Raw genomic sequence first — 12,239 nt, forward strand, 5'->3', positions numbered from 1 at the left:
TGTATAATTTAGAAAAATGATGTTGTATGTAAAAGGGTGTATGTTCTTTTAATAGGTAGAAGTTGCATTATATAGACCAAACTATGTTTTTGCTAGATATATCATTTTTCTTGAGAGTTAAACCGTTGCGAAAAGTAACTTTCCTTTATTGTAACAAAAAAACACGCATATGAATTTTTATTTTTTATCGGGTTATTTGCGGGCAATAAGAATCTAATCTCAAAATTGGTGAATGTAAGTGAGTTATGTGGAGTCGGGATGTCTGTAAAAGCAAGATTGGCATAGGTTAATAATTAGTAGAGGATGAACAAAACTCCCACTGAGTAAAGTTTTTCTTTATCTCTGTTAAAGGAAAGAATAGAAGTAGAGTTCATTATAAAAACAATGTATAGTGAATATGTATACCATGTTTGCCTTAAAGATAGAAAGGGTACAATGTGGAATAACGACCGTGCATAGGATGTGTCTTCCGAATGGAACAACATATTGGCGAGTTAATCGCGCATTATGGCTATTTTGGAATTGTTATAGCTTTGGCTGGTGGGATTGTCGGATTACCGATACCAGACGAGTTTTTATTGACCTTTGTTGGTTATAATGTTTCAAAAGGAGTTATGTCAGGAACTGCTGCTTTTTTAAGTGGGCTGGCTGGTGCGATGTTAGGGATCACATTAAGCTACATATTAGGTTTAAAACTTGGGCTCCCTGTTTTAAAGAAATATGGGCCGAAAATTAGAATTAAAGAACATCACATTGAAAAAACACATATTTTATTTGAAAAATATGGGCCATTTCTTTTAATGATTGGTTATTTTATACCGGGCGTACGTCATTTAACAGCATATTTTGCTGGGGTATCAAATTTGACACTTTGGCGTTTTTGTTTGTACGCTTACGGTGGTGCGCTCATTTGGATAAGTGTTTTTATTGGGCTTGGCTGGAAGTTAGGCGAGAAGTGGCGCTTCGTTGAGTATAGTTTACATCATTATGGAATATGGATTTTATTAATTTCAGCAGTTGTTACATGTTTTGTATGGTTGTACATAAAGAAAAAGAAAAACCGCTAATAGCGGTTTTTTTAGCTGAAAGCAATAAATAATACACCAGCTGTAATAAAGACTACACCAACGCCGGTCATAAAGTTTAACTTTTCACCGAGGATAATCATAGCGAGAATGATAGAAAATACGACGCTTAATTTATCGACAGGAGCTACTTGTGAAACCTTTCCTGTTTTGAGGGCAAGAAAATAAAATAGCCATGAAGAAGCACCTGCAATCCCACTTAATGTGATAAATAGCAGTGCTTTTTTATTTAGCAGTACGTCGCCGATATTTTGAAATTTACCTTGTATGATAATAACGCCTATCATAAATAATGCCATAATAATAGATCGAATTGTTGTTGCAACGTTTGCATCGATGCCGTCTAAACCAAACTTTCCAAAAATCGATACAAGGGCAGCAGCAATTGCTGATAATAGTGCAAATAAGAGCCACGAACTCATAGTAAAATTCCTCCAATCTTACAGTATTATACATGAAAATGATTCTCATGTATAAAGTTGAAGCAATTGAGCTTATAGGAAGCACGACTTCAACTTAACTTCTTGCTCCACCTGAATTTTAAGGTGGGAGTTTTACTGCCTGTAAATAGTGGGCTAAATAGCGAAATAATCCCCACCTTATATTTTTAATAAGGTGGGGATTATTATACTACTCTGCAATTTCCTCATATAAAAAGTACGTTACATTATAAATATGTTCTACTTCATCGTCTGTCATAAACAGTAATTCGTCACGCTCAATCCCTTTTTTCTTTTCAATAAACTCAATCATGTTTTTGCGTTCTTCTCTCTTCATCAATTTTATTTCTCCTCTCAATCTGTTTTAATACAGTTTATTTAAGTTAATGCTATTATATAACAGAATCTTTAGAAAGTTCCACCTATTTTATTGTTTTTTTTCAAAAGAACTTTTCGACAAAACAAGCCCACCTAAGGGGGGCTTGTTTTATTTTATAGTCGTAAAAACTCAGGCTCCGTCGTACCGGCACCATCGATGTAATAAATTGTGTCGGGGTTGATTTTTATCAATACGTAATTAGGGTCTTCAGGGCCGAGTAACCAACGTTTTAAGCTATTATTCCAAAACTTGTTTTTTAATGTCGAGTCTTCCTCAATTGAAGCCAATCCTTCAACTTCAATATAATCTTCATCTAATTTTTTCCCTTCTCGTCCGAGTAGTACATGGACATTAGGATTTTGTTCAATATCTGTTATCTTTTTTGATTGTCGATCTGTTGCAACATACAGTACAAAATCTTCATGGAAAAACATCATAAAGGCGCTATGAGGTTTCTCATTTCGTACTGTAGATAATACACCAGTACGTTGACCTTGAATAATAGTTGCGATTTTTTCTTTTAAGTGCATAATTTTAACCCCTTTTCACAATTTATAATTCTGTCTGTTTAAACAAGATAATTTAAATATCTTTCATACTGTTTTCTTCAATCCGATTTTTTAAACGTAATTGTGATGAAATCGGACAAGTTAGGAGAATAATAATAATAATATTGAGGAGAAATACATACGATGGAAGGATGAAAAACATGTTTAATAAAATATTTCTTATAGTAGCGCTTATAGGTGTACCACTATCTGTACTTGGAAAAACACTTCATTGGCCAGAAACAATTATGTTCGCTGTGTATTGTGTTACGATTATCGCATTAGCTGGTTTTATGGGTAGAGCAACAGAGAGTCTAGCAATTGTTTCTGGTCCTAGAATAGGCGGATTATTAAATGCTACTTTCGGTAATGCTGTTGAACTTATCATTTCAATTTTTGCACTTCAAGCAGGGTTAATTGAAGTGGTGTTAGCTTCTTTAACGGGATCTGTACTTGGAAATTTATTATTAGTAGGAGGGTTATCCTTCTTTGTTGGAGGTCTTAAATACAAAAGACAAAGTTTTAATGTATATGATGCAAGGCATAATTCAGCTTTATTAATATTTGCTGTTGTTGTGGCCTTTGTTATTCCAGAGATCTTTTCAATGAAGATGGACGCTGGCAAGACGTATCAATTAAGTATAGGTGTTTCTATTATTATGATTATCATGTACCTTGCTGCCTTACTATTTAAGTTAGTTACGCACCGTGGTGTATATCAACATAAAAGTGACGAAGTAGCGCATGAAGAAGAGCCAGAGTGGTCGAAAGGGAAGGCGCTACTTATTTTAGCGATAGCAACACTAGCGGTAGCTTATGTGTCAGAGGCACTCGTGCATACTTTTGAAACTGTTGCAAAGTCATTTGGCTGGTCAGAGTTATTTATAGGGGTTATTATCGTTGCAATTGTTGGGAATGCAGCGGAACATGCGTCTGCAATTATTATGGCTTATAAAAATAAAGTAAATATTGCAGTTGAAATTGCAATAGGCTCTACATTACAAATCGCCATGTTTGTTGCTCCTGTATTAGTATTACTATCTATGTTCTTCGCGCAAAGGATGCCTTTAGTATTTACCATACCAGAACTTGTGTCTATGATTACAGCCGTTTTCTTAACGATTGCGATTTCCAATGATGGAGATACAAACTGGTTTGAAGGAGGCACTTTACTAGCGGCGTATGTCATTATGGGAATTGGTTTTTATTTATTATGAAAAATAGGCATAACAATTGCGCTCAGAGAAAACAATAAACGAAGTAGTATATATACCTACATAGGAAGGAGCCAGACAGGTGAAACGAGTATACAGCATATGTCTTTCAACTATGGTCTCGTTTATTTTATTATTTCCTAACATGAGTTTTGCAAAGACAACAGTAGGAACAAAAATGCCTTCATCTGTTTTAAATATTTCAAAAGACAATACATTTCCAAATGATGCGCAAGATTTGCCACGTTTACAACCAAGTAAATTTGCTCAAGAGCTATTGAAAACGGCTAATATTAAAATTGAAAATCCAGACTTAATTCGGATGTTTAATGAAACGACAATTTCAAATGCGCCACTTGCAGTAGGGTATCGGGCAAAAATTTATTTAGGTCAATGGGCCTTACATTATGAATCAGTAGACACATCGATTAATTGGGAATATAAACAAGTGAATCGAAATGTGTATGATAATCGCGGAGGAGACCGTTTATATCCACTTCGCTATAAGCAAGAAACACAAAAGACGGTTGAAGGCGATTTAACAGCAGATATGAAAGATGCTGCAGATGTGAAAAAAATGATGCTTCTCAAAGCACTTGAAAAAGTACAATTACCTCTTTCGTTTAAGACAACTATTGGTTATGGTACTGGACATGAGCGTGTGTATAATATTAGTCCGAGTCAACTTGGATATTTATACGCTTATACACCAGCAGTAAATGAAAAGGGAAAAGTAACATTTGGAGAAGTGTATCTTGTATTAAAGGGAAATCAAAAAAGACTTGTTGTGAAAAATATTACTTCTCAAGGAATTGGAGCGGCAATTCCAATTCATGATCATTTGTTTTTTAAATTTATTTCTTCTTCTCACTCGCAATAACATAAAAAACGTCAGCTTATAAGCTGACGTTTTTTTTATAATGTAATGTTTGCTGTTTTTGATAAGAAATCTTCTGTCGGATAGTAGCTGTTTTTTACAAGAACATTTGGTCCAAGACATTTTACTGCAGGACAGTGGCAGCTTAATGATTTTGCTGTTTTTGAAGTGCTCCATTTTTCATACGCTTCTTGTAATGTGTTTGTTTGTATGTTTCCTAGAAGTGGAACATCACCAAAGTCCGTCACAATAATATTTCCATCGAAAATATTTACATTTAAACGAGAACGGCCATCTGGATCATTACGAACAGTTACATTTTTGCTCTCTTGCAATTTTTTTAATGTAGCTATGTCTTTTTCGTCATCGCTACAAGCATAGAAAGGTAAAGTTCCAAATAGCATCCATACATTTTCATCGCGAATTTCTAGTAAATGTTCAATCGCATCACGAATTTCAGCTTTTGTTAAAATCTCTAGATTACTCGCGAAGTCACTTGGATACATTGGATGAACTTCATGACGTTTACAGCCCATCTCTTCGACGATTTGGCGGTGAATATGTTCAATATGTGGTAGAGTTCTTTTGTTTAGCATTGTTTCGGCCGATACAAGTACACCTGCATCTGATAGAGCCTTACTATTTGTAATCATTCTTTCAAATAATTTTGCACGTTGTTCGTAAGTAGGCTTACGCTCCATCATTGCAAATCCGCCTTCAACGAAGTCATCAATTGTTCCCCAGTTATGAGATATATGCAATACGTCTAAATAAGGAATAATCTGTTCGTAACGTGCTAAATCTATAGTTAAGTTAGAGTTGATTTGAGTGCGAACGCCTCGTTCATGGGCATATTTTAAGAGTGGTGTTACATAGTTGTCGACGGATTTTTTTGAAAGCATAGGTTCGCCGCCAGTAATACTTAAAGAACGTAAATGAGGAATCTCATCTAATCGTTTTAATAAAAGATCCATCGGAAGCGGATTTGGGTCTTTCGGCTGTAACGTGTAACCAACAGCGCAATGCTCACAGCGCATGTTGCATAACGTCGTCGTTGTAAATTCAACATTTGTTAATAGTAGTTTGCCGTACTCTTCAAGGTCCATATACGCTTCCCATGGATCGTAAGAAGGAGTAATCGGCTTCATTTTTTGTGATATCGTCATATGAAATACTCCTTTGACTATTGAAATAACAATTTGTCCATTCTCTATAATAGAAGAATATGTGCTTTTTATAAAGTGAAACTTTTTAGCATGGAAAGAGAGAGGGCTTACATTATAGTGGATGACTGTGACAAAATTGATGAAATTTCATGCCCATAGCAATCGTTTTTGCGGTATAATAAAAGCAACTCGAATTAAAAGGAGAGTGCCTTCATGGGAAAAGCAATTCAAGATAAAGATACACAATTAGTATATTTAAAAGAACGTTTAAATATGTTCATTGAAGTAATTGATACAATTGAACCTGAAGAAGTAGAATTAGAAGATGTAGATCGTCTTCTTGCAATGTTAGATGAATTAGAATTAAAATGTGAGCAATTTAAAAAAGACGAATAATATATTAAAAAGGCTACCAATTCCAATTTGGTAGCCTTTTTCTGTTCGGGTAATAGAAGGACGATAGAAAAAGAGGTATAATCAAGTTGTGAAAAATTTCATTTATGCTCTAATAGCGTGAAACAAATAAATAGCTAAAGAGCATAACAATTGAATTTTCAGCTCATAACGTTTTGGTAGCGTTCACAATTGAGGGGGAAGTAACAATGGAAAAGCTTCAAGAAAGCATGTATCAACTAATTGTTGAAACGTCAACGAACTTACCGAAAGATGTTCGTCGTGCGATTCAACAAGCGAAAGAGCGAGAAAATGCAGGGACTCGTTCTGCGATGGCACTTGGCACAATTACAAATAATATTAAAATGGCTGATGATAACATCTCGCCGATTTGCCAAGATACAGGGATGCCAACGTTTAAAATTTATACACCAGTTGGTGTGAATCAATTAAAGTTGAAGGAAGCTATCTGTAATGCGCTTGAGCGGGCGACAAAAGATGGTAAACTTCGTCCCAATTCTGTTGATTCTCTTTTTGGAGATAATAGTGGAAATAATTTAGGACCAGGTACACCGGTGATTAAGTTTGAACAATGGGAAAAAGATTATATTGATGCGCGTTTAATCCTAAAAGGTGGTGGCTGTGAGAATAAAAATATTCAATATAGCTTACCGTGTGAACTAGAAGGACTTGGACGAGCTGGCCGTGATTTAGAAGGGATTCGTAAATGCCTTCTTCATGCAGTATATCAAGCACAAGGGCAAGGATGTAGCGCTGGTGTAATTGGTGTTGGTATCGGGGGAGACCGCACATCAGGTTATGAATTGGCAAAAAATCAATTATTCCGTACATTAGATGATGTCAATCCAGTACCAGAGTTACAACATCTTGAAGAGTACGTATTAGAAAATGCGAATAAGCTTGGCATTGGTACGATGGGATTTGGCGGAGAAACAACTTTACTTGGTTGTAAAATTGGCGTCTATAATCGTTTGCCAGCTAGTTTCTATGTATCTGTTGCGTATAATTGCTGGGCATATCGTCGCCTTGGTGTGAAAATCCATCCTGAAACAGGAGACATTATGGATTGGCTATATCAAGAAGGTGAAGATACACTTCAGCATGAAGTACAAGAAAAAACAGAGCAACGTGAGATTATATTACAAGCACCAATTACAGAAGAGCAAATTCGTGAACTTCGCGTTGGTGATGTTGTAACAATTAATGGCATGATGTATACAGGTCGTGACGCAATCCATAAGCATTTAATGGATAATGATTGTCCAGTAGATTTAAATGGACAAATTATTTACCACTGTGGTCCAGTTGTTGTGAAAGATGAAAATGACAATTGGCAAATTAAAGCGGCAGGTCCAACGACAAGTATTCGTGAAGAACCGTACCAAGGCGATATTATGAAGAAATTCGGTATTCGCGCTGTCATTGGAAAAGGCGGTATGGGTGCGAAAACATTAGCGGCTTTAGAAGAACACGGCGGTGTATATTTAAATGCAATCGGTGGTGCAGCGCAATATTATGCTGAATGTATTAAAGAAGTGAAAGATGTTGATTTCTTACAATTTGGTATTCCAGAAGCAATGTGGCATTTACGTATCGACGGGTTTAAAGCAGTTGTAACGATGGACTCTCATGGTAATAGCTTACATGCAGATGTTGATAAAACATCACTTGAAAAATTAGCTAGCTTTAAAGAGCCAGTATTTAAGTAAATAAAAAATGCATCTCGAATGATTCGAGATGCATTTTTTTGGTATATATAGAAAAACATGTTCAGCATGAAAGAATGTGTAGCAACAGAAACTACAAGTACGATTATATATGGAAAGGAGACTATTTATGAAATATAAATGGTTATATATCGGTCTCATTTTTTCAATTATGATGGCACTTGTTCCAGTTTCAGCACTGGCTTATACAAATACTCCACATAACTGGGGAATCCCGCGTCCTAAAAATGAAACAGTACCAGATGCAGGAAAGTTATATACAGATTTACTACAAAAAAATGGCGGGTTTTATTTAGGAGATACGAAGAAAAAAGATATTTATTTAACATTTGATAATGGATATGAGAATGGATACACAGGGAAAATATTAGATGTATTAAAAGAGAAAAAAGTACCAGCAACTTTCTTTGTAACGGGGCATTACATTAAAACACAAAAAGATTTATTGTTAAGAATGAAGGATGAAGGACATATTATTGGAAACCATTCTTGGAGTCATCCTGATTTTACAGCGGTAAATGATGAGAAACTTCGTGAAGAATTAACGAGTGTAACGGAAGAAATTAAAAAAGTAACTGGGCAAAAAGAAGTGAAATATGTACGTCCTCCGCGCGGTGTATTTAGTGAAAGAACGTTAGCTCTTACGAAAGAAATGGGCTATTATAATGTATTTTGGTCACTTGCATTTTTGGATTGGAAAGTGGATCAGCAAAGAGGATGGCAATATGCGCATAATAATGTTATGACGATGATTCATCCAGGATCTATTTTATTACTTCATGCAATATCAAAAGATAATGCAGAAGCACTTGCGAAAATCATTGATGATTTGCGCGAGAAAGGGTATCATTTTAAAAGTCTAGATGACTTAGTAAAAGGCAATCAACCGTAAGCATGTATGCTTACGGTTTTCTCATGCTATAATGATGTGTAAAAAGGATGGGGAAACGTATGTGGAGCGAACATGTTACGTTAGAGTATCCGTATCATTTTGAAGAAGTATTAAAACGTTTATCTTTTGATCCTCTTAACGTCATTCAATTAGATGAGAAAGTTATTTATATCCCGCTTTGTATAGACGAGGAACAGGTTGTTGTTCGCTTACAAGGGATTGGTACTGTTCAAAATCCACAGTTTTGGATTTCTAGTCAGACAGGAGATCCAGAGAAAGTCATGAAACGAATGAGGGCCATTTTTCATTGGAATGAACCGTTTCAAGATATACAAAATCATTTTTTAAACACATCATTACGTCCACTATTTGAAACATATGCTTATACTCCAATTATTTTAGAATTTGATTATTTTGCTTGTCTGCTTCGCTGTATCATTCACCAACAAATAAATTTGAAATTTGCTACTGTGTTAACAGAACAATTTGTGAAACGGTATGGAACAGAGAAGAACGGTGTATTCTTTTTCCCCACTCCGGAAATAGTAGCAAATATTTCAATAGAAGAATTGAGAGAGCAGAAGTTTAGTCAGCGAAAGGCTGAATATATAGTAGGATTAGGTCGAAGTATTGTCAGTGGTACATTAAATTTAGCGAGTATAGAAAATGGGACGGAAGAAGACATTTCAGCACAATTGTTGCCAATTAGGGGAATTGGTGCATGGACAGTGCAAAACTTTTTAATGTTTGGGCTTGGACGGAAAAATATGTTCCCGAAAGCGGACATTGGGATTCAGCGTGCAGTGCAAGGTATATTTCAATTAGATGATAAACCTGATGATGCATTTTTAGAAAAAGTGAAACAAGAGTGTGAACCATACTGCAGTTATGCAGCGTTATATTTATGGAAAAGTATAGAGTAGAGGTGTAATAATGATACAAAAGCAACATGAGAGTAAGTTGGAAGTTGGTCAAACGTTTCCTGTGACAATTAAACGTCTTGGGATTAACGGAGAAGGCGTTGGTTATTTTAAGAGACAAGTTGTTTTCATTCCAGGGGCATTACCAGGAGAAGAAGTTGTTGCAGAAACAACGAAAATTCAGCGTGGCTTCGCTGAAGCGAAAGTGAAAAAAGTTCGTAAAGCTTCACCGCATCGTGTGAAAGCACCGTGTCCAGTATATGAGGAGTGTGGCGGTTGTCAGCTGCAACATTTAGATTATAAAGAACAATTGAATCAAAAGCGTGATATCGTTGTACAAGCATTTGAGAAGTACATGAAAAATAGTATGGAAGAGAAAATTCGCCCAACGCTTGGCATGGAAAATCCATGGCATTATCGTAATAAGAGTCAATTACAAGTGGGGCGTAAAGACGAAAAGGTTATTACAGGGCTGTATAAACAAAACTCACATCAGTTAATTGATATCGCTCACTGTATGATTCAACATAAAGCAACGAATGAAGCGACAAAAGTTGTAAGACGTATTTTAGAAAAATTAAATGTTTCTATTTACAATGAGAAAAAACAAAAAGGTTTAGTACGCACAATTGTAACACGTACTGCAGTTCAAACAGGGGAAGTACAAGTTACACTTATTACAACAAAAGAAGAATTACCAAATAAAGAACAATTTATTGCAGAAGTACAAAAACAGATGCCAGCGGTTAAATCAATTATGCAAAATGTAAACTGGCGTAAAACATCTGTTATTTTTGGTGACAAAACATTTAAATTAGCTGGAAAAGAAGTCATTCAAGAAACACTTGGCGATTTATCATTTGAATTATCAGCACGTGCATTCTTCCAGTTGAATCCAGAGCAAACAGTTGTTTTGTATAATGAAGCGAAAAAAGCAGCTGCGTTAACAGGAAACGAGAAGATTGTAGATGCGTACTGTGGTGTTGGTACAATCGGTCTTTGGCTTGCAAATGATGCAGCGGAAGTACGTGGTATGGATGTAATTCCAGAAGCAATTGCAGATGCAAGAAAAAATGCAAAGCGTCACGGATTTACAAATACGAAATATGAAGCAGGTAAAGCTGAACAATGGTTACCGAAATGGGTAAAAGAAGGATGGCGTCCAGATGTAATTGTTGTCGACCCACCACGTACAGGTTGCGATGATAAATTACTGGAAACAATTTTAAAAGTGAAGCCGAAACAAGTTGTGTACGTGTCTTGTAATCCTTCTTCATTAGCACGTGATGTACAAGCATTATTGAAGAGCTATGAAGTGGAGTATGTGCAACCAGTTGATATGTTCCCGCATACTGCGCATGTTGAGAATGTAGTTAGATTAAATTTGAAATAAGAAGGATTAAAAATGTTGATGTGGTTAACTACATCAACATTTTTTGTTATGTTAGTAGATAAATCACGTTACGTAATCAATATCCATACTTTCTGTATGGATTATATGAAATTATTTGCTGCACTCAAAAAAAAAATTGTAAAAATATACAGTGTTCAGATTGTATAGACCACTCTGTATTAATAAATTACAATATGGATGTAACATAGCAAATTTGCTATAGAAAATAAGCTAAAAGGGAGAAGATTTATGAAAAAATGGTTGGCATTATTTGTTTTTGGGATGGTTTCTTTATTTGCAACTTCTGCACATGCGGAATCATATGAAACAACAAAAACATTAAAAGTATATGAAAGTCGTAGTTTTAATTCGCCTGTGAAAAAAGAACTGCAGCCAGGAGAAAGGGTTTATGTTACAAATCAACATCCTAGTGGATGGTGGAAGATAAGTGGTGGATTTATCGCACCAGAGGGCGCTAAAGTAGAAATTAATCGAACTTTTGAAGCTTTTGATTGGATTAATATGGACAGTGCGAAGTACGTATTTAGTCCTCAAACTGTTATTGCACGTGATGGTACACTAAGAGGTGAAATTTTGATTGATACATATTTGGGGCAGAAGTGGACAAGTGTAAATGGAATGCCACAAATAATGAAGCAGAATTTTGCAGCATACAGTAGCCCTGAAGCTAAAAATCCAGATGCTTGGTTCGCTCCACAAACGGTTAATATTTTGCAGACAAAAGAAAACGGTTGGTCTTTAATTAATACGTATTTAGGGCCAAAGTGGATTGTTCGTTATCCACACGTGGAACATATTAATCGTGATTTTTATGCATACAATGAACCTAAGTACATGCATCATGGTGTGAAATTCTCAGCCCAATCTGTAAGAGTACTTCAACAAGGAGAAAATGGTTGGAAGAAAATTAAGGCTGAGGTTGGAGAAAAATGGATTGCGCCACAAGGGTCTTATTACCATGTCCCAAATGTGTTTACAGCATTTGATCAACCTTTCGGTAGAGCAATCGGCACTTTTGCACCACAAACGGTATTTGTAGTTGAAGAATCTACAACATCATTTGGTTGGTTAAAAATTAGAACATACTTAGGAGATTCCTGGATTCGAACGAATCGTAATTAGTAAATAGATTACTTTATTCCTTTTAGAATGAAGTAACAATA

General features: G+C 35.6%; 13 protein-coding genes. 9 read left to right on the forward strand and 4 right to left on the reverse strand.

Translation table 11 applies throughout. From position 1 onward, the window contains the following. Nucleotides 1–473 precede the first annotated feature (473 nt). A complete protein-coding gene (locus tag ACTFO4_RS23965; RefSeq protein ID WP_000434872.1) occupies nt 474–1,067 on the forward strand; it encodes a DedA family protein in 594 nt (197 codons plus the stop codon). Nucleotides 1,068–1,078: 11 nt separating this feature from the next. On the opposite strand, the gene ACTFO4_RS23970 is transcribed toward ACTFO4_RS23965, so the two are convergent. From ACTFO4_RS23970 to ACTFO4_RS23980, 3 genes are all read right to left on the reverse strand, one after another. Continuing rightward, on the reverse strand, nt 1,079–1,507 hold the full coding sequence (locus tag ACTFO4_RS23970; protein WP_000100295.1) for an EamA family transporter: 429 nt from the start codon (nt 1,505–1,507) through the stop codon (nt 1,079–1,081). Between the two features lie 208 nt (nt 1,508–1,715). Further along, nucleotides 1,716–1,862 carry a BH0509 family protein gene (locus tag ACTFO4_RS23975; RefSeq protein WP_000817786.1) on the reverse strand — a complete coding sequence of 49 codons (147 nt, stop codon included), beginning with the start codon at nt 1,860–1,862 and terminating at the stop codon, nt 1,716–1,718. Between the two features lie 155 nt (nt 1,863–2,017). Next, on the reverse strand, nt 2,018–2,434 hold the full coding sequence (locus tag ACTFO4_RS23980) for a pyridoxamine 5'-phosphate oxidase family protein (protein ID WP_000550220.1): 417 nt from the start codon (nt 2,432–2,434) through the stop codon (nt 2,018–2,020). Between the two features lie 179 nt (nt 2,435–2,613). On the opposite strand from ACTFO4_RS23980, the gene cax reads away from it, so the two are divergent. Together cax and ACTFO4_RS23990 are read left to right on the forward strand one after the other, a co-directional pair. Next, complete coding sequence (cax, locus tag ACTFO4_RS23985) at nt 2,614–3,669, forward strand: calcium/proton exchanger (protein ID WP_000482137.1); 1,056 nt, start codon at nt 2,614–2,616, stop codon at nt 3,667–3,669. 79 nt (nt 3,670–3,748) lie between these two features. Further along, complete coding sequence (locus ACTFO4_RS23990; RefSeq protein ID WP_002083605.1) at nt 3,749–4,546, forward strand: YfkD famly protein; 798 nt, start codon at nt 3,749–3,751, stop codon at nt 4,544–4,546. Between the two features lie 35 nt (nt 4,547–4,581). On the opposite strand, the gene yfkAB is transcribed toward ACTFO4_RS23990, so the two are convergent. Beyond that, entirely contained in the window at nt 4,582–5,709 is a 1,128-nt protein-coding gene (gene yfkAB, locus ACTFO4_RS23995) for a radical SAM/CxCxxxxC motif protein YfkAB (protein ID WP_416809550.1), read from the reverse strand. Nucleotides 5,710–5,922: 213 nt separating this feature from the next. Between yfkAB and ACTFO4_RS24000 the strand changes: the two genes are divergently transcribed. From ACTFO4_RS24000 to ACTFO4_RS24025, 6 genes are all read left to right on the forward strand, one after another. After that, nucleotides 5,923–6,105, forward strand: coding sequence for an SE1561 family protein (locus tag ACTFO4_RS24000; protein WP_000513558.1), 183 nt, complete (start codon nt 5,923–5,925; stop codon nt 6,103–6,105). Between the two features lie 206 nt (nt 6,106–6,311). After that, nucleotides 6,312–7,832 (forward strand): class I fumarate hydratase, encoded by a 1,521-nt coding sequence (gene fumA / locus ACTFO4_RS24005; protein ID WP_416809551.1) that lies wholly within the window; start codon nt 6,312–6,314, stop codon nt 7,830–7,832. 127 nt (nt 7,833–7,959) lie between these two features. After that, nucleotides 7,960–8,742, forward strand: coding sequence for a delta-lactam-biosynthetic de-N-acetylase (gene pdaA / locus ACTFO4_RS24010; protein ID WP_000875956.1), 783 nt, complete (start codon nt 7,960–7,962; stop codon nt 8,740–8,742). A 59-nt stretch (nt 8,743–8,801) separates the two neighbouring features. After that, nucleotides 8,802–9,665, forward strand: coding sequence for a DNA-3-methyladenine glycosylase family protein (locus tag ACTFO4_RS24015; protein ID WP_000269422.1), 864 nt, complete (start codon nt 8,802–8,804; stop codon nt 9,663–9,665). Nucleotides 9,666–9,675: 10 nt separating this feature from the next. Further along, a complete protein-coding gene (gene rlmD, locus ACTFO4_RS24020; RefSeq protein WP_440014478.1) occupies nt 9,676–11,055 on the forward strand; it encodes a 23S rRNA (uracil(1939)-C(5))-methyltransferase RlmD in 1,380 nt (459 codons plus the stop codon). Nucleotides 11,056–11,304: 249 nt separating this feature from the next. Next, nucleotides 11,305–12,198, forward strand: a complete 894-nt coding sequence (locus ACTFO4_RS24025) for an S-layer protein (protein ID WP_000758930.1) — start codon at nt 11,305–11,307, stop codon at nt 12,196–12,198. The last annotated feature ends 41 nt before the right edge of the window (nt 12,199–12,239 follow it).

It is taken from the genome of Bacillus cereus group sp. MYBKT14-1 (assembly GCF_051915185.1).
GTDB lineage: Bacteria > Bacillota > Bacilli > Bacillales > Bacillaceae_G > Bacillus_A > Bacillus_A cereus.